This is a genomic window from Ruminococcus sp. 210702-SL.1.03 (assembly GCF_020559915.1).
In the GTDB taxonomy this organism is placed as follows: domain Bacteria; phylum Bacillota; class Clostridia; order Oscillospirales; family Ruminococcaceae; genus YE71.
The window spans coordinates 83,100-102,062 of sequence record NZ_JAJCLZ010000001.1; the positions used below are offsets into that span (position 1 = coordinate 83,100).

At 49.9% G+C, this 18,963-nt stretch carries 17 protein-coding genes; 12 read left to right on the forward strand and 5 right to left on the reverse strand.

What is annotated here, in order from left to right:
• Position 1 precedes the first annotated feature (1 nt).
• The 9 genes from LI114_RS00410 (at position 2) to LI114_RS00450 (ending at position 7,668) form a co-directional block, all read left to right on the forward strand.
• Positions 2 to 412, forward strand: a complete 411-nt coding sequence (locus tag LI114_RS00410; RefSeq protein ID WP_227218424.1) for a Mini-ribonuclease 3 — start codon at positions 2 to 4, stop codon at positions 410 to 412.
• Positions 413 to 418: 6 nt separating this feature from the next.
• Positions 419 to 1,162, forward strand: coding sequence for a YebC/PmpR family DNA-binding transcriptional regulator (locus LI114_RS00415; RefSeq protein WP_022128508.1), 744 nt, complete (start codon positions 419 to 421; stop codon positions 1,160 to 1,162).
• 248 nt (positions 1,163 to 1,410) lie between these two features.
• Positions 1,411 to 2,571 (forward strand): ABC transporter substrate-binding protein, encoded by a 1,161-nt coding sequence (locus LI114_RS00420; protein WP_022128507.1) that lies wholly within the window; start codon positions 1,411 to 1,413, stop codon positions 2,569 to 2,571.
• Between the two features lie 173 nt (positions 2,572 to 2,744).
• Entirely contained in the window at positions 2,745 to 3,626 is an 882-nt protein-coding gene (locus tag LI114_RS00425) for a branched-chain amino acid ABC transporter permease (protein ID WP_227218426.1), read from the forward strand.
• 21 nt (positions 3,627 to 3,647) lie between these two features.
• Complete coding sequence (locus LI114_RS00430; RefSeq protein WP_413770886.1) at positions 3,648 to 4,748, forward strand: branched-chain amino acid ABC transporter permease; 1,101 nt, start codon at positions 3,648 to 3,650, stop codon at positions 4,746 to 4,748.
• A gap of 2 nt (positions 4,749 to 4,750) precedes the next feature.
• Positions 4,751 to 5,509 (forward strand): ABC transporter ATP-binding protein, encoded by a 759-nt coding sequence (locus tag LI114_RS00435; RefSeq protein WP_227218428.1) that lies wholly within the window; start codon positions 4,751 to 4,753, stop codon positions 5,507 to 5,509.
• Between the two features lie 14 nt (positions 5,510 to 5,523).
• Positions 5,524 to 6,234 carry an ABC transporter ATP-binding protein gene (locus tag LI114_RS00440; protein WP_227218430.1) on the forward strand — a complete coding sequence of 237 codons (711 nt, stop codon included), beginning with the start codon at positions 5,524 to 5,526 and terminating at the stop codon, positions 6,232 to 6,234.
• A 13-nt stretch (positions 6,235 to 6,247) separates the two neighbouring features.
• Entirely contained in the window at positions 6,248 to 6,862 is a 615-nt protein-coding gene (locus LI114_RS00445) for an AAA family ATPase (RefSeq protein WP_227218432.1), read from the forward strand.
• A 110-nt stretch (positions 6,863 to 6,972) separates the two neighbouring features.
• The gene (locus tag LI114_RS00450; protein ID WP_227218434.1) at positions 6,973 to 7,668 is read left to right on the forward strand and encodes a TetR/AcrR family transcriptional regulator; all 696 of its coding nucleotides are present in this window, start codon (positions 6,973 to 6,975) and stop codon (positions 7,666 to 7,668) included.
• A 103-nt stretch (positions 7,669 to 7,771) separates the two neighbouring features.
• Here LI114_RS00450 and LI114_RS00455 read toward each other — a convergent pair whose 3' ends face one another.
• Positions 7,772 to 9,550, reverse strand: a complete 1,779-nt coding sequence (locus LI114_RS00455) for an InlB B-repeat-containing protein (RefSeq protein WP_227218436.1) — start codon at positions 9,548 to 9,550, stop codon at positions 7,772 to 7,774.
• Between the two features lie 328 nt (positions 9,551 to 9,878).
• Between LI114_RS00455 and LI114_RS00460 the strand changes: the two genes are divergently transcribed.
• From LI114_RS00460 to LI114_RS00470, 3 genes are all read left to right on the forward strand, one after another.
• Complete coding sequence (locus tag LI114_RS00460; protein WP_022128499.1) at positions 9,879 to 10,265, forward strand: metal-dependent transcriptional regulator; 387 nt, start codon at positions 9,879 to 9,881, stop codon at positions 10,263 to 10,265.
• Between the two features lie 334 nt (positions 10,266 to 10,599).
• Positions 10,600 to 11,895 carry a phosphopyruvate hydratase gene (gene eno / locus LI114_RS00465; protein WP_227218438.1) on the forward strand — a complete coding sequence of 432 codons (1,296 nt, stop codon included), beginning with the start codon at positions 10,600 to 10,602 and terminating at the stop codon, positions 11,893 to 11,895.
• Positions 11,896 to 12,091: 196 nt separating this feature from the next.
• Entirely contained in the window at positions 12,092 to 14,266 is a 2,175-nt protein-coding gene (locus LI114_RS00470; protein WP_227218440.1) for a cell wall-binding protein, read from the forward strand.
• Positions 14,267 to 14,332: 66 nt separating this feature from the next.
• Here the strand turns inward: LI114_RS00470 and mgtE are convergent, their stop codons facing one another.
• From mgtE to LI114_RS00490, 4 genes are all read right to left on the reverse strand, one after another.
• Entirely contained in the window at positions 14,333 to 15,706 is a 1,374-nt protein-coding gene (mgtE, locus tag LI114_RS00475; RefSeq protein WP_022128496.1) for a magnesium transporter, read from the reverse strand.
• 36 nt (positions 15,707 to 15,742) lie between these two features.
• The gene (ybaK, locus tag LI114_RS00480; protein WP_022128495.1) at positions 15,743 to 16,219 is read right to left on the reverse strand and encodes a Cys-tRNA(Pro) deacylase; all 477 of its coding nucleotides are present in this window, start codon (positions 16,217 to 16,219) and stop codon (positions 15,743 to 15,745) included.
• 5 nt (positions 16,220 to 16,224) lie between these two features.
• Positions 16,225 to 17,346: a DUF4317 domain-containing protein gene (locus tag LI114_RS00485; RefSeq protein ID WP_227218442.1), complete on the reverse strand. Its 1,122-nt coding sequence runs from the start codon at positions 17,344 to 17,346 to the stop codon at positions 16,225 to 16,227.
• A gap of 180 nt (positions 17,347 to 17,526) precedes the next feature.
• Positions 17,527 to 18,924 (reverse strand): oxaloacetate decarboxylase subunit alpha, encoded by a 1,398-nt coding sequence (locus LI114_RS00490; protein WP_227218444.1) that lies wholly within the window; start codon positions 18,922 to 18,924, stop codon positions 17,527 to 17,529.
• Between the last annotated feature and the right edge of the window lie 39 nt (positions 18,925 to 18,963).

Below are 18,963 nucleotides of genomic sequence, written 5' to 3' on the forward strand. Positions count from 1 at the left end.
ATTGACGGAACTGAACAAGACGCTTTCACACGCTGAGGCTGTACAGTATTCGCCGCTGACGCTTGCATTTTTCGGCGACAGCGTATACGAAGAGCTGGTACGCAGCGAGCTGATACTTACGGCGAATATGCCAGCGAGAAAGCTGCACACGCACGCGGTAAAGCTGGTGTGCGCCTCATATCAGGCAAGGGCGGCGCACTACCTCTGCGAAAATGCCTTTGACGAACAGGAGGAGTACATCTACAAGCGCGGGCGCAACGCGAACGGCATCAACGCGCCAAAAAGCTCTACGAACGCCGACTACCGCGCCGCCACGGGGCTGGAAGCGGTATTCGGATATTTAGCGCTCACAGGCAGGCGGCAGCGCTGCGGCGAGCTTTATGAGATCATAAGAAATAACATCAAGGAGTGAAAATAAATGTCAGGACATTCAAAATGGGCAAACATCAAGAGAAAGAAAGAGGCTAACGACGCCGTAAAGGGCAAGATCTTTACCAAGATAGGCAGAGAGATCTCGGTAGTAGTAAAGCAGGGCGGACCCGACCCCGCTAACAACGCGAAGCTCGCGAACCTCATCGCTAAGGCTAAGTCGAACAACATACCCAACGACAACATCGACAGAATAATCAAGAAGGCTGCGGGCGACGGCGACAAGAACAACTACGAAGAGATGGTATACGAGGGCTACGGCCCCGGCGGAGTAGCTGTAATAGTAGAATGCCTTACCGACAACAAGAACCGCACCGCGGGCGATGTGCGCCACTATTTCGACAAGTTCGGCGGAAACATGGGCACCAGCGGCTGCGTATCGTTCATGTTCACCAAAAAGGGCACTGTGCTGCTGGAGAACAACGGCGCGGACGAGGACAAGGTGATGGAAGACTGCTTTGAGGCAGGCGCGGACGACTTTAACGTAGAGGAAGAGATCATAGAAGTAAGCTGCCAGCCGAACGACGTTACTGCGGTAAGCGAAGCGCTGAAAGGCATGGGCTACAGCATAATGTCTGCCGAGAGCGAAATGGTACCCTCTACCTACACCACTCTTACCGACGAAAAGCAGCTCAAGATGATGGGTCTGCTGCTGGACAACCTCGAGGAAAACGACGACGTACAGAACGTTTACCACAACTGGAATATGCCCGAGGAGGAAGAAGAGGACTAATATATCCGGCACTTATAAAGCTGAAATACGGAGCACTCCCCTAATGAAATGCTCCGTTTTTTAGTATTTGCGGCGCTTTGATGTTACAGAAATATGAATTAACATTGGAAAATGCTGATTCCAACAACAAATTTGTAATAAAGGCTGACGAATTTGTGAAAAATATCGTTGACAAGAGCGCTGAAAAAGTGGTATGATATAGTTCAAATAAGAAAAACGCCAAAGGCGGTCAAAAAGGAGTAATTTATATGAAAAGCATCAAGAAAATACTTGCGCTGACGGTAGCTGCGGCGCTTTCGGTATCCTGCTTTGCGGGCTGCGGAAAGAAAGCTAAAGGCGACACGATAGTAATAGGCAGCAGCGGCCCTCTTACAGGCGACAACGCGCAGTACGGCGTGGCTGTAAAGAACGCGGCTGAGCTGGCAGTAAAAAAAGTAAACGATGACGGCGGAATAAACGGCATAAAGCTTTCGCTGGTATTCGAGGACGACGAAGCTGACCCGGGCGACAAGGCGGTAAACGCTTACAACGCGCTGAAAGACAACGGTATGCAGGTAATGATGGGCACTGTAACTACAGGCTCTTGCCTTGCGGTAATTGAAAAGACCAAGCAGGACGGAATTTTCCAGATGACGCCTTCCGCTTCGGCGCAGGACGTTATCAAAAACGACAACTGCTTCCAGGTATGCTTTACCGACCCCAACCAGGGTAAAGGTTCGGCGGACTACATCGCGGACAACAATATCGCTAAGAAGATAGCGGTAATATACGACAGCTCCGACGCTTACTCTTCGGGCATATACAATATGTTCAAGAAAGAGGCTGAAGCTAAGGGACTTGATATAGTAGCCGAGCAGTCTTTCACCAAGGACAGCAAGACCGACTTCTCCGCGCAGATAAACGCTGCCAAGAGCGCGGGCGCTGAGCTTATGTTCCTGCCGATATACTACCAGCAGGCATCGCTGATACTGACCCAGAGCAAATCTTTAGGCTTCAGCCCGAAATTCTTCGGCTGCGACGGACTTGACGGACTGCTGAACATCAAGAACTTCGACACCTCGCTGGCTGAGGGGGTAATGCTGCTGACACCTTTCGCTGCAGATGCGCAGGATCAGGAAACTCAGGACTTTGTAAAGGCTTACAAAGACGCTTACGGCGAGATACCGAACCAGTTCGCTGCCGACACCTACGACGGAATCATGGTGCTGGCAGAGCTTATGAAGAAAGAAAAGATAACCAACGAGATGGAAGCTTCTGAGATATGCGAGAAGCTGAAAAAAGCCATAACCGACCCCGACTTCTCTTACAACGGACTTACCGGCTCAAACATGAAGTGGAGCGAGGACGGCGCTGTATCGAAAGACCCGAAAGCTGTAATAATCAAGGACGGCGCTTATTCGGCACTCTAATATTATGAGTTAAAAAAATGGAACCGACAAAACAAAAAATGTCGGTTCTTTTTTTATTTTATTCATCAAATTTTGTTGCAAAAGTGAAAGAATTATGATATAATTAAGATTATAATTACTCTAGGCGGGACTGCAAAAAAACTGACCGCCTGCGGAAAGGACTGTTTTTCTAAATGGGATTTCTAAATAACCTCATAAACGGCATAAGCTTAGGAAGCATATACGCCGTTATAGCGCTGGGGTACACGCTGGTTTACGGCATAGCAAAAATGCTGAACTTCGCGCACGGCGACGTTATCATGGTGGGCGGCTACGTTATATTCATAGCTATGACGTCATTCGGGCTGAACTCATGGATCTCGATACTGCTGGCGGTCATCGCCTGCACGCTGCTGGGAATCGTGATCGAGAAGGTAGCTTACAAGCCGCTGAGGCAGGCGACCTCGCTGGCGGTACTTATCACGGCTATCGGCGTAAGCTATTTCTTACAAAACATGGCGCTGCTTATATTCGGCGAAAAGCCTGTGAACTTCACCTCGGTAGTAAATGTGCCGAGCCTAAAGCTTTTTGACGGAAAGATAGTAATATCGGGCGAAACATCGACAGCAATCGTAATTTCGATACTGATAGTAGTAGGACTTTCGCTTTTCATAAACAAGACAAAGAGCGGACGAGCGATGCTTGCGGTATCAGAAGACCGCGGCGCGGCGGAGCTTATGGGCGTAAACATAAACCGCACCATCTCGCTGACATTTGCGATAGGCTCGGGACTGGCGGCGATAGCGGGCGCACTGCTCTGCTCGGCGTACCCGACCCTGCAAAACACCACCGGCGCGATGCCCGGCATAAAGGCATTCGTAGCGGCGGTATTCGGCGGAATAGGCTCGATACCGGGCGCTATGATCGGCGGCATACTGATAGGCATTATAGAGATACTGGGCAGAGCCTACATCTCGCCGCAGCTTGCGGACGCGATAGTTTTCGCTGTACTGATACTGGTGCTCATCATCAAGCCGACGGGCATACTTGGCAAGAAGATAAACGAAAAAGTATAAATCTGAAAGGATAGATATTTTGTGAAAAACGAAAATAAAGCCGCAAAAAAGAAGCTTGCTCCACTGACAAAAAAGAGCTTCATCACATACGCTATGGTGTTGATCGCTTTTGCGGTAATGCAGATACTCTCTTCAGGCGGATACATCTCCAGTATGCTTACGGGTCTGCTGGTGCCGCTCTGCGTTTACTCGATACTGGCAGTTTCGCTCAACCTCACGGTAGGCATACTGGGCGAGCTTAGCTTAGGTCAGGCGGGATTTATGTGCGTAGGCGCTTACACGAGCGCGGTTTTCTCGCAGCTGACTTCCGAGACCATAACCCAGCCGCTGATACGCTTCCCGCTCGCTATAATCATCGGCGGAATATTCGCGGCTATATTCGGCATACTTATAGGCATACCTGTACTTCGACTCAACGGCGACTACCTTGCGATAGTTACGCTGGCGTTCGGCGAGATAATCAAGAACGTATTTGCGGCTATGTACGTCGGCTACGACTCAAAGGGCGTGCACATATCGCTGAAAAGCCTAAGCAATCTGAACCTTGAGAACGACGGCACGCTGCTGCTGAACGGCCCGCAGGGCATAAGCGGCACGCCGAACGACTCGACATTCCTCATCGGCGCGATAATGCTGATGCTGACGCTCATCATCGCCTACAACTTCATCAACTCGCGCACGGGCAGAGCTGTAATGTCGATAAGAGATAACGTGATAGCGGCGCAGTCGGTAGGACTGAACATCACTAAGTACAAGCTGATAACCTTTGCGCTGACGGCATTTATTGCGGGAACGGCAGGTGCGCTGTATTCGCACAACTTCTACACGCTTCAGGCTTCAAAATTCGACTACAACCTTTCGATACTGATACTGGTATTCGTGGTACTGGGCGGCATAGGCAACATACGCGGAAGCGTTATCGCGGCGGTGGTACTGGTACTGCTGCCCGAGATGCTGAGAGGCATAAGCAGCTACCGTATGCTGATCTACGCGGTGATACTGATAGTAATGATGATAATAACCTCGAACGAAAAATCGAAAGCATTTATAGAGGCGAACACACAGAAATTCAAAGCGCTGTTTAAGCGCGGCAAAACTGCGGAAGCAAAGGAGGCTGAGTGAAAATGGCTTTACTGGAAGTAAAAAACTTAGGCATATCATTCGGCGGACTGCGCGCAGTTGACGAATTCAACATCACGATAGAAAAGGGGCAGCTTTACGGGCTGATAGGTCCTAACGGCGCGGGCAAGACCACGGTATTCAATATGCTGACGGGCGTTTACAAGCCTACGGATGGAACTATACTGCTGGACGGCGAAAACATCACGGGCAAGAGCACGATAGAGATCAACCGCGCGGGCATAGCGAGAACTTTCCAGAACATACGACTTTTCAAAGACATGACGGTACTGGACAACGTAAAGGTGGCTCTGCACAACCATTACAAGTACAGCGTTTTGACGGGAATACTGAGGCTGCCGAAATATTTCAAGACGGAAAAGCTGATGAACGAAAAGGCTATGGAGATGCTGAAAGTTTTCGAGCTGGAGGACAAGGCGGAGCTTACCGCTTCTGGACTGCCCTACGGCGAACAGCGCAGGCTCGAGATGGCGCGTGCGCTGGCTACCGAGCCTAAGCTGCTGCTGCTGGACGAGCCTGCGGCGGGCATGAACCCGAACGAAACTGCCGAGCTTATGGACATGATACGGCTGGTAAGAGATAAATTCGGCATGACAGTACTGCTGATAGAGCACGACATGAGCCTTGTTTCGGGAATATGCGAGAAGCTGACGGTGCTGAATTTCGGTCAGATGCTCTGCGAGGGCAAGACTGAAAACGTACTGAGCGACCCCGACGTTATCAAAGCATATCTCGGCGATTAAAGGAGGCGGCAGACATGGCAATGTTAGAAGTAAAAGACCTTTATGTGAGCTACGGCATGATCGCCGCGCTGAAAGGAATATCATTTGAAGTAAACGAGGGCGAAGTAATAGCGCTCATCGGCGCGAACGGCGCGGGCAAGACCACGACGCTGCACACGCTGACGGGTCTGCTGCACGCGAAGTCAGGCTCGATAACCTTTGACGGAAAAGAGCTTACGAAAACGCCCGCGCACAAGATAGTAGAGATGGGCATAGCGCACGTTCCCGAGGGACGGCGAATTTTCCAGAACCTCACGGTGCTCGACAACCTAAAGCTAGGCGCATTCACGCGCAAGGACAAGGCGGGCATAGCGAAAGACATCGAGGAAGTATACGAGCTTTTCCCCAGACTGGCAGAGCGCAAGACGCAGATAGCGGGAACGCTTTCAGGCGGCGAGCAGCAGATGCTGGCTATGGGCAGAGCGCTGATGTCGAAGCCGAAGATAGTGGTGATGGACGAGCCCTCAATGGGACTATCGCCGCTGCTGGTATCGAAGATATTTGAGATAATCGAGATGATAAGAGAGCGCGGAACTACGGTACTGCTGGTAGAGCAGAACGCGAAAAAAGCCCTCGCGATCTCAGACCGCGCGTATGTACTGGAAACGGGCAAGATAGTGCTTTCGGGCGACGCGCACGAGCTTATGAACGACGATTCGGTAAAAAAGGCATATTTAGGGGAATAAGGAGTGAGCTAACATGGCACAGATCATTACCATTGCAAGAGAAATGGGCAGCGGCGGAAGGACCATCGGCAAAATGCTCTCAGAAGACCTCGGCATAAAATACTACGACAAAGATCTGATAAAGCTGGCGAGCGAAGACAGCGGCATAAACGAGCGCTTTTTCGGACTGGTAGACGAGAAGCTGAAAGGCTCGTTTTTGCGCAAGGGCGGCGTTTACAAAGGCGAGCTTCTCTCGCCCGACCACCGCGACTTTACCTCAGACCAAAACCTCTTTAACTTTCAGGCGAAGATAATCAAGCAGCTTGCGGACAAAGAGCCAGCAGTTATCGTCGGCAGGTGCGCGGACTTTATACTGAGCGGCAGGCGCGACGTTGTAAAAGTATTCGTGTATTCCAACATGGAAACGGCTGTGAAGAACGTGGTGGATATGTACGGCGTGAGCGAGAAGGAAGCGCAGAAGATAATCGAGCGCACCGACAAGGAGCGCAGCGAGTATTACAGGCACTACACGGGCAGGGACTGGACGAACGCCAAGAACTACAACATCTGCCTGGACACAAGCAACATGGACTATACCAAATGCATAGAGATAATAAAGAGCTACCTCAAACTGCTTGAAAAAGAGTAAAAAAAGCTTGATTTTTTAAAAAGATTGACTAAATTTGATAGATACACTTGCAAAAAAGAAAAAATCGTGATATAATATAAATGCAGTATGATTTACAAAGGGGTAGGACAATGGCAAGACGTTACAACAGCGCAGATTCTAAGAGGAGGATACTCTCAGCTTGCGTACAGCTCTTCATAAAGCAGGGTTACCACGACACTACCGTTGCTGAGATATTGAAGCAGGCTGACGTTTCGAGCAGCACTTTTCAGAACATCTTCCACGCCAAAGAGGGCGTACTGATGGATCTGCTGGAGTTTATGTATAAAAACCAATTTGATTCGGCAAAAATGATCTCGGGAGCGGGGGATTCACCGCTAAAGATATATGCGCTGGAAACGGCGATACAGCTGACGATAACCGAGCTGAATGAGAACATCCGCGACATCTATGTAGAGATATACTCGAAGCCGGACACGGCGGAGTACGTTTACCAGCACACGGCGGACGAGCTTTACAAGATATTCGGCAAGTATATGCCAGAAAACACGGTAAGCGATTTCTACGAACTGGACATAGGCTCGGCGGGAATAATGCGCGCCTACATGGCACGTCCCTGCGACAAGTATTTCACGCTGGAGAAAAAGCTGCGCAGGTTCATCACCATGAGCCTGAACGCTTACGACGTGCCGGACGAAGAGATCGCCGAAACGATAAGCTACATCGAGTCACTGGACATTCAGGCGATAGCGACGAATGTTATGAAGGAGCTTTTTCGCTCGCTGGCGATGAAATTTGATTTCACACCAGAGATCAAAACAAACTAAAAATGGCAAGATCTCGCCGAGCATTCTCAGCGGGATCTTTTTTTGCGCAAAAAGACCGACTGTGCGGCAGGCGTACAGTCGGTCGTAATTATATTTATAGGAATTATTCAGCTGCGGAGCTGGAGTCGAGATCAGTAACAGCCTCTTCTTCTGCATCGGCGTCATCAGCAGGAGTTTCATTAGGTGTGAACTCCTCACCATCATTCTCTACGATAAGCGTACCATCGGCGTCAACATAGCCCTCGGCGGTGTACTCGCTGCCCTCGCCGCTAACGGTAACGGAGTAGGAGTCGCCTGCCATTGCGCTGATCTTGACATCGGGATCGCCGTTTACGCTGAGCTTGACAACGGAAGCGAGCGACTTAACGGTGCAGGTAGACTCATCGAGGTGGAGCGAAGCGGAAAGCTCGCTGTCGTCCTTATTGACAAGAACGTAATCGCCCTCGGGGAGGTAGATAAGCTTGGAAGCAAGATCCATGTCGATAGTCTTAGCCTCAAAGATCTCATCGGTATAAGACTCGAAAACGCCGTCCTTTACAGCCGCGCAGACCACGCCGTTAGAATTATAGATCTCGGCATTCTGAGCATCGAGCGAGAGGGTGGAGTACTTCGACTTATGAGCGCGGTTCTTCCAAACTTTATAGAAGCTGCTCTGAGTAACGTAAGTCAGCTGACCGCCGTCAGAAGAACGGAGCACGCCGTAATCGCCCCATGAAGGAATACCGGAATTAAAGCTGAAGCCTGTGAAATGACCGTTGCGCGAATAGATGTCGATATAGCTCTTATCATCAGGCCAGTTGCAGTCGTAGCAGTAAACTCTGTAAGTAGTGCCTATCTTCTTAACGTCATAAGCGACGATAGCGTGACCGCTTCCGTCCTGGAAAAGGCACATTACGGTAGGCTTGCCCTTGCCGTTCTTGCAGTTTCTTACATTCTTGATGATATCAGCGTACTTGTTGATATGCTTATTAAATGTATTCTGAATACCGTTATCAAGCTGAGATATTTGCATAAGCTCGATAAACTCGCGAAGAGTCATGCCATAGGTTTTGCTGTAATCATTTATACTGAGGTCTTTCGGGAAAAGCTTCTTTTTATTAAAGCTCTGGATCTTAAAGGTAGAGGTATTGAACATGGTAGAAGTGGTGGACATACCGTAGCAGTTGCCGCCCCAGTCCTGACCATAATAGTACCAAATCCAGAAACCGTCAGTATCGCCGAACATATATTTGTAAGCGCCGACAGGAATGGTGTAATCATAGCTGTAATCAAAGCCCTCGTAAGTGTTATCGAACTTATATTTCAGCGTAGACTGAGTAGGCACGCTCCAGTGAGCGTATAAAGTGCGGTTTTTAACGGTGCTGAGAACGGTGCTGTAACCAACTCTTGTACCGCCCTTCTTCTTAGTATACCAGCCCTTGAAAACATAGCCGCTCTTCTTGGCGGTAGGCATAGAGCCTATTATCTTGCCTGCTGTGTAAGTCTTAGACTTATACGAAACGTTGCCGCCGTTGCCATTGAATTTAAGGGTGCATTTAGTAGCCTTTTTCTGCCACTTAGCGGTAAGAGTGTGCGAAACGCCGTTAGTGCATACAGTATCAGCGGTGACCTTTTTGCCGCTTGCGTTATACCAGCCGAGGAAGCTGTATCCCGAACGAGTGGCGGAAGGCAGAGTGCCGTATTTCTGACCATATGTAACTATTTTTGAGCCTGTGGAACAGTTGCCTCCGTTAGCGTCGAAGGTAACTGTTAGGCGGGTAGCGCCCATAACTATCGCGGTATTGTTGTCTGTCTGAACTGCGCCTGCGGGGAGTGCTGCTGCCGACATAGAAGCGGACATTATAATTGCAGCGGAGATCGCGGCGATCCTTTTTCTTAACATAGTTTTTCCTCCAATCAAATATGTTATCATAATTATAACACACTGTTATCACTTTGTCAAGTAAAAATTTAATGACAATTCATATTTAGGGTGCGTAAAATGCAGCTATTGCAAAAAAATGTAGAAGCATTCCGACGTGAGTATTCCGGCGTTAAAATATTCAAAAATGTGACTTAAAATATCTAAAATCAAGAAAATAACCTTTTTTACGCAAAAAACACTTGACAAATCGGGTTAGCCATGTTAAACTTATATAGAGAGTTAGTAATGCCTAACTCATAAAAAGCATAGGTTAGGAAATGCTAACTTTTATACGGAGGGAACAGAAATGCCGCTGACACAATCGCAGAAAAGATATTTATACGCAATATACACGCTGGGAATAAGCAGCACGCCGATAAAGACCACCGAGGTATCGCGCCTGCTGGGGGTAACGAAAGCCAGCACAGTAAAAATGACACAGCGACTCATCGACGAAGGGTACATCAAGAAAGCGCCCTACCGCGAGATAGAACTGACAGAATCGGGCATAAAGGCGGCGAACGAGCTTTACACGCCGAGCATCATAATCGAGAACTTTTTGCGCAGCAATCTGAAAGTTTCGGACGAGAATGCAGCGGGCGACACGGCGGCGCTGATCTCACAGCTAAGCGAAGAAACTATGGACAAATTTGTAAAATTCATACTCGATATGCAGGGTAAGCAGCAGGCGTGAACGAGCGCTTCCCTGCCCTGCGAGAAACTCCCGATTGGTAAAACGGTCGAGAGTTTTCGTTAATTGTGTATATTTTTAATGCATTTGGAAATCATAAATTGTGCAGATGTATAAAATAAGTTATCCTATACTAACTAGGATTGACAACGGCAAAAAAGCGTGATATAATGGGTATAAAGTCAGTTAGCATATGCTAACCTTAACTTGATAAGAATAAACCATTTGCACATCAGCAAATCTACACAAGACATCTGCGGCGGGAGAATGAGCCCTTTCGCCGAGCCGAAACTGAGCCCTTCGGCAAAAATGTCAGCAGAAAAGGAGTTTTGTAAACATGGATCATCAGGAAATCGTAAAAGTTATTGGAAGAGAGATACTTGACTCGCGCGGAAATCCGACGGTAGAGGCGGAAGTTACCCTCGCGGACGGAACTATCGGCAGAGGCACTGCGCCCAGTGGAGCATCTACTGGCGAATTTGAAGCGCTTGAGCTGCGCGACGGCGACAAGGCAAGATACTGCGGCAAGGGCGTAAGCAAGGCAGTTGAAAACATCAACACCGCTATCAGCGCGGCTATCTGCGGCATGGACGCTTCGGACATCTACGCGGTAGACAAGGCTATGATCGACGCGGACGGAACTAAGGACAAGTCGAACCTCGGCGCGAACGCTATACTCGCGGTATCCATCGCCTGCGCAAGAGCGGCCGCTATCTCGCAGGACGTGCCCCTTTACAGATTCCTCGGCGGAATTTCGGGCAACAGACTTCCCGTTCCTATGATGAACATTCTCAACGGCGGCGCGCACGCTGCGAACACCGTTGACGTACAGGAATTCATGATAATGCCCGTAGGCGCGCCCAGCTTTAAGGAAGCGCTGCGCTGGTGTGCAGAAGTTTTCCACGCGCTGGCTTCTCTGCTGAAATCTAAGGGACTGGCTACATCTGTCGGCGACGAGGGCGGCTTTGCACCCGACCTGGCGAGCGACGAAGAAGCTATACAGTACATCCTCGAGGCTGTAAAGAATGCGGGATACGAGCCGGGCAAGGACTTTATGATAGCTATGGACGCAGCTTCCAGCGAATGGAAGGGTGAGAAGAAGGGCGAATATGTACTGCCCAAGGCAGGCACGAAGTTCACCTCTGCCGAGCTTATCGAGCACTGGAAAAAGCTTGTTGAAAAGTACCCCATCATCTCGATCGAGGACGCTCTCGACGAAGAAGACTGGGAGGGCTGGCAGCTTCTTACTAAGGAGCTGGACGGCAAGGTACAGCTCGTTGGCGACGACCTATTTGTCACCAACACCGAGCGTCTTTCTAAGGGCATTGAGCTTGGCTGCGGCAACTCGATACTGATAAAGCTGAACCAGATCGGCTCGGTATCCGAAACGCTGGAAGCTATCAAGATGGCGCACAAGGCGGGCTACACCGCTATATCCTCACACCGCTCAGGCGAAACTGCTGACACCACCATCGCAGACCTCGCGGTAGCGCTCAACACCTGTCAGATCAAGACTGGCGCACCCAGCCGCTCTGAGAGAGTTGCAAAGTACAACCAACTCCTCAGGATCGAAGAGCAGCTTGGCGCAAGCGCGGTTTATCCCGGCATGGCAGCTTTCAACGTAAAGAGATAATAAGGCAATGCCGCGCGATATGATCTTTGCGGCACGGCGTAAACTTTAGTCAACTTCAACAAAAATTTATCATTCGGAGGAAGGTGAAATTTCAGCGAAATTTCGCCTTTTTCTCTTGCATTGGCGGGCGGATTATGATATAATATAAGATGTATAATCATAGGCAAATGCGACTAAAATGAAAGAAAGTTGATATATGAGCATTAACGGAAGTCAGAAAAAAAGACTGCTTACTCTGCGCACCGGCAAGAGCAGATTCAACGCCGCGTTTTCATCGGCGGTATGCTCGGCGGTAATAGGCGCGGGATTTGCGGGCTATTTTTACTACAACTCTACATACTCGCCCGGCTGGCACACTAAGCCCGAGGGAACGTACTACATAGTACAGTCCACAAAAGAGCGCGCCGTAGGGCTAAAGCTTATCGACAACTCCTCATACCTCTTTGACGAGAACGGCTACATACTCACGGGCTGGCAGGAGTACGACGGCAACAGGTATTACTTCGACAAATCGGGCGTAATGCAGAAAGGCATCGTGAAGATAAAAGGCGAGGAATACTACCTATCAGACGAATCCGGTATATTCAAGACGGGGCTTTGCGACTTTAACGGCGAGGAATATTACTTCAACGACCACGGTTTCCCAGACACGGGCTTCAACAACGACGGTCAGTACTACTACGACGCATCCGGCAAGCGCATAAGCGGCTGGGCTGAGATAAACGGCATACAGTACTACTTCTTCGAGTCGGGCGAAAATCAGGGACAGATAGCCAAGGGATTTACCGAGATAGACGGCAGCACCTACTACTTCGCCTCAGACGGGCACATGGTAACGGGCGTGACCACCATCGACGGAAACACATACAATTTCCAAGAGAACGGCAGCCTTTTCAAGGGCTGGGGCAACGATGGAAAATACTACATCTACGCCGACCCGCAGACGGGCGCTTACGCGGAGGGTTTCACCGAGATAGAGGGCAACACCTACTTCTTTGACGAAGACCACCACATGGTAAAGGGCTGGAAGACCATCGACGGCGAGAGGTATCACTTTACCGACCAGGGACAGATGATACGCGGCTGGTTCACGGACAACGGGCACAAATTCTACTTTACCAAAGACGGCTCGGCGGCGAGGGGCTTTATACACGTTGACGGCGAGTACTACTACTTCAACGAAAAGAACAGGCTGACATACGGCTGGAACGAGATCGGCGGAGAGCTTTACTACTTCAATGACGACGGAAAGGTACAGCAGGGCTTCCTTAACTGGAACGGCAGCTACTATTTCTTCGACCCGAAAACGCACAAGGCGGCTACGGGGCTGACGAAAACGCTCGCCTACTCCGACACATACCGCTCGGAGATAAAGCAGTTCAAGAGCGACTACGAGCTGATACAGAAGATAAATTCCGGCGCGAAAAAGCTTACTAAGAAAGAGGAAAAGCGCGCAAAGGCGCTTGAGGAAACATATCTGAAAGAAGATACCTACGAGCATTTCTTCCTCGAAGCTTACGGCAAGGTAGGCAAGAACGTATTTTACCAGCACTATTTCGACAGCGACCATTTGGTGCAGACTGGCTGGGTAACGATAGCGGGATACAAATTCTACTTCGACCCATCTTCGGGCGAAAAGGTAGTCGGTTGGCACGACATAGAGGGCAAGCGCTACTACTTCGGTCAGTTCGGCGTATGCGCTACGGGCACTATGAAAGTCAACGGCGACGAATACGAATTCGGCAGCGACGGCGCAGTACCAAGCGGCTTGACGAAAACGGCTGACGGGCTGAGATACGCCGAGGGCGAGAAGTGGGTAAAGAACGACTTCCGCACCGAGAAAAACAAGACCTACTACTTCGACGGTTCGGGCTATGCGGTAACGGGCTGGCACAACATCGACGACACGATGTGCTATTTCGGCAGCGATTCTGCACTCACAAAGGGCATACAGAAGCGCGACGACGCGATATACTACATGGGTCAAAACGGCGCGGTAAAGCGCAAGTGGGTAAACGTTCCCGACGGCACATACTACTTCAAGGACAACGGCGAAGCGGCTAAAGGCTGGAACGAGATCGACGGAATAAACTACTACTTTGGCAGCGACGGCAAGCTGAAACGCGGCTGGACGGAGATAGACGGCAACAAATACTACCTCGACAACGGCGCGCAGCTTCGCGGGCCTTTCACCGACGGCGGAACATACTACGTTATCGGCGACGTGGGCTACGTTACCGAGGGCTGGGCGACATGGAACAGCCAGCGCTACTACACCGACGCCGACGGCGTACCGCTGACGGACACTATGCAGACCATCGACGGAGTAAATTACAGCTTCGACGACAAGGGCGTTGCTACGGCGCACTAAAAAGATGTAAACAAAAACGGACGTATCTGAGAAAGACACGTCCGTTAATTTTTTGCATTTAGCGCGCTACAATGATATGTGGAAAACGAGCAGCGCGATATTGAAGAACACAAGCGTGGTGGAAGCGTCCACTATCGTGGAGATGAGCGGGGCTGCCATCAGCGCGGGGTCTAGGTGAACGGCTTTCGCCGCCATAGGGAGTATACAGCCGATAAGCTTCGACATGACTACCGCAGCGACTATCGCCAAACTTACGCAGAGCGCAAGGCGAAAAGAATCTGCCGAGGGGTCGTTGTAATACTGGATGTAGATTCGCACAAAGTTTACCGAGGCGAGTATGGCGCTAACGATAAGCGAGATGCGGAACTCTTTGAACACTACTTTAAAGAAATCGCGAAGCTGTATCTCGCCCAGGCTCATGCCGCGGATTATCATGGTAGAGGTCTGCGAGCCGCAGTTACCGCCTGTGCCCGTGAGGGTGGGTATAGAAGCGACGAGCAGCGGGATAGCCGCGAAAGCCGCTTCGTAATGATTGATTATAACGCTGGAGATAGTCGAGGAAAGCATCAGCACGAGCAGCCAGACTATACGGTTTTTCGCGTGGGTGAAAACGGAAGTCTTGAAATAGCTCTCTTCACTGGGCTGGATAGCCGCCATGTGCGCGAAGTCCTCGGTAGCCTCTTCCTGAACAACGTCCATAGCGTCATCAAACGTAACGATACCGACTATGCGGTGCTCGTTATCGACAACTGGGAGGGCTACGAAGTCGTACTTGGCGAACTTATTTGCAACGTCCTCCTGATCCTCGGTGGTTTCTACCGTGATGACATTGGTATCCATAATATCGCCGACAAGCTCGTCATCATCCGCCGTGAGGAGGTCAAGAATAGAGAGAACGCCTATCAGCTTGCGGTGCATAGAAGTTACATAAATGGTATAAACAGTTTCCTTAGCCATACCCAGACTGCGTATCTTATCCAGCGTTTCTTTCACCGTGCTGTCTTTTTTCATATAGATATACTCGGTGGTCATTATCGAGCCGGCGCTATCTTCGGGGTATTTCAAGATCATGTTTATCATGCGGCGCGATTGAGGGTCGGAGGCGCGGAGTATACGCGCAACGGCGTTCGCGGGCATTTCTTCGATAAGGTCAACTGTATCGTCGATAAAGAGATTGTCGATAACTTCCTGAAGCTCGGTATCGGTGAAAGAGTTTATCAGCAGCTCTTTCATATCGGAATCCATATAGGTGAAAACCTCAGCCGCCATATCCTTCGGCAGCAATCGGAAAAGCAGCGAAATATCGCGCGCATCGACTTCCTGATTATCGTGAAAGCCCTGAATGAGGTCGGCAATATCCGCCTCATTCAGCTGCGTGAAAAGCTCTTTTACCTTTTTAAAATCGCGGTTTTCGACTGCTTCACGAACGGTTTCGTACACAGTTTTCGACCCCCTTTCACGAGATAAGCGGCTGCGTTAGACTATAATATCGCAGTCGGAAATGGGTATCAGCGAGAAAAGGTCTTTCGGGGCGACTTCGACCTGAAAGCCTACCTTTCCGCCGCTGAAAAATATAGTATCAAAGTTCGCCGCCGTACTGTGGATAACGGTCGGGAACTGTTTTTTCATGCCGATGGGCGAGCATCCGCCGTGGATATAGCCTGTGAGCGGAAGCAGGTCTTTAGCTTTCAGCATAGAAACTGCCTTTTCGCCGACCGCTTTTGCCGCCTTTTTGAGGTCAAGCTCTTCAGCAACGGGTATCATAAAAACGTAGTGCGCACCGGACTTTGCGACGGTAACGAGCGTTTTGAAAACGCGTTCCTGCGGCTGGCCGAGCAGCGCGGCGACCTCTGTGCCTACGGTGCAGGTGTCGTCGTAGGTGTACTCGTTATAGTTTATCTTTGCGGCGTCGAGCACGCGCATGACGTTAGTTTTAACTTGCTTTTTTGCCATAAATATCAAACTCCTGCAGGCATACCGTTTACGCTGACGTCGCCGTCGAGCGCGATAACTAGGCATTTTCTGCCGCCGATGTTCTGGGTCTGCACCTTATCTACGCTGTCTTTGCCGATGTTGACGGTAATGCCCTCAAACTCGACAGTAGTCTTGCGGTCAATAAGATTTACGGCGGTAAGCGGCTTATTATCGGTAGCCGATTCAAAAACTTTCGGGATATTCTCAAGCTTATCCTGCGAAACGCCAGCTTCCCACATTATGGAAGAGAGCTTATTGGCGTCCACCTGCGCAGGCTCAGTTTCGTGGGTGTACGAATCGACGAACTCGCAGATCTTATCGTTCACGGCGGTTATCAGCGAGTAATCAAGCTCATCGCCCGCGACGTTTTCAAGTATGCGCTGGAACATCTCCTTTTCGGAATTCGCCGTCATAAGGAATTCACAGCCGAGAAAGCTTTCAATGAACGAAATATTTGGCTTTTTGAACGTTTTGGTGTAGTACATCACCGAGTTTATATCGGGCGCGCGGTCGGAAAATACGGGGTAGAGGAAGCCGTCAGTCGGCATACCAACTATGCGGTCGCTGGTCGGCTTTTTCTCTATCTTCTGATTTTCGTCGCTGAATATCAGTCCGTCGATGCGAATATCCACGGGGCAGACGGCGGTTATCAGAAAGTTATAATCCAGCTCGGCGTCGTCCTCGAGATCGTCGTTGCGGTTCTTTTTGAGCACCGAATATGTACAATGCGCCGTGAAAACAGCGAACGTAGAAATATACTCTACCTTTTCGGCGATACGGCGGATAAACTGCTCGTTCAGCTCATCGTCAAGCAGCTTACTGTCCAATAATTTGTACAGAAAAGTCTGCGCGCCGTCCTCTGCGTACTGGTCTTTAGGAAAAGCATACTCGCGAAGATTTTTGCCCAGAGTGCCCGACAGCGTTTTTTTGAGATTTATCATTATCAGCTCGGCTTCGTCGGAAGGCATTATATTATAAAGTTGGGCATCTTTGTAAACAATATTTTTTTCAGCGTCGATATAAGCGGTAAGCACCTTGCCTACCGTAAAAAAGCCGCAGTCGTCAGAAAAGTTCTTTTTTATTTCAGCAATTTCCTTTTTATTCATTTAAACGGCTCACCTCTTGTATATTATACGCGGGGCGCATGGATCTGCGCCTACACTCTACATTCTATTATATCACTTTTTCATATTTTTTTCAAGTGAAATATAAAATTTTTCGTTTAATTTACAAGGAGTATAAAAAAGCGGACCGCCTTTTAGAGCGATCCGCAGGATAATATGCTGTTATACGGGGTGAACCTTGTTCTCCGCGTCGGCATGAGCGCCGTCTACGCCGTACTTTTTGTTGCGGCGCTGCTCGAAGAACTTGGGAGCTACCTTCGGGAACATTGCGTAAGTGAGCACATCCTCTTCCTGCTCAGTCCACTCTGCGCACTCCTGCTTGAGTTTATCAAGCTCAGGCTCGAGAAGGTCGGCGGGGCGGCAGGTTATAGGCTCTTCGCCCTTGAGTATCATCTTCTGGAATTCGGGGTCGATAGGCTCGGGGGTCTTGCCGTACTCGCCCTTTACGATACCCTTAAATTCCTTGGTAACAGTCTTGTATCTTTCGCCTGTGATGACGTTGAAAACAGCCTGTGTGCCAACGATCTGCGAAGAAGGTGTAACCAGCGGGGGCGAACCTGCGTCTGCACGAACGCGCGGAACTTCTGCCAGAACCTCGTTGAGCTGGTCTTCCTTGCCTGCCTGCTTGAGCTGCGAGAGCAGGTTTGAAAGCATTCCGCCGGGAACCTGATAGATCAGTGCATTCGCGTCGGTAGCGAGCATCTTGGGGTCGAGCAGACCGTTATCAATGTATTTTTTACGCAGCTTCATGAAATACTCTCTGATCTCGCCGAGTTTCACGAGGTCAAGACCGGTATCGTACTCGGTGCCCCGGAAAGCGGCAACTACCGACTCGGTAGGAGCGTGAGAAGTACCCAGAGCAAGGGGCGACATTGCGGTATCTACCACGTCAACGCCTGCCTCGGCAGCCTTCATGATGCACATGGAAGCCAGACCTGTGGTGTAGTGAGTGTGAAGCTGTATCGGGATCTTGACTGCCTTTTTCAGCTCGGAAACGAGAGCGCCCGCCTCGTAAGGAGTGAGCAGCGCAGCCATATCCTTTATACAGATGGAGTCAGCGCCGAGCGACTCGATCTGCTTAGCATAATTTACATAATATTCGTGAGTAAAAACATCGCCGGTGGTGTATGACATAGCGATCTGGGCGTGGCCGCCCTCTTTCTTAGCCGCCTTAACAGCAGTTTCGAGATTGCGAATATCGTTCAGCGCGTCGAAGATACGGATAATGTCGATACCGTTCGCGATAGATTTCTGTACGAAATACTCAACGCAGTCGTCAGCATAGTGGCGGTAGCCGAGCATATTCTGACCGCGGAAGAGCATCTGAAGCTTAGTATTCGGCATTTCGCGTCTGATAACTCTCAGGCGCTCCCAAGGGTCTTCGTTAAGGAAGCGGATACAAGCGTCGAAAGTAGCGCCGCCCCAAACTTCTGCCGAGTAATAGCCGATCTTGTCCATTTCAGACATTATAGGGAGCATTTCGTCTAGCGACATTCTGGTAGCTATAAGCGACTGATGAGCGTCACGAAGGACGGTTTCTGTGATTTTAAGCTTTCCCATTTATATCAATCCTTTCAAGCAAAATAGTGTTTCAGCAGA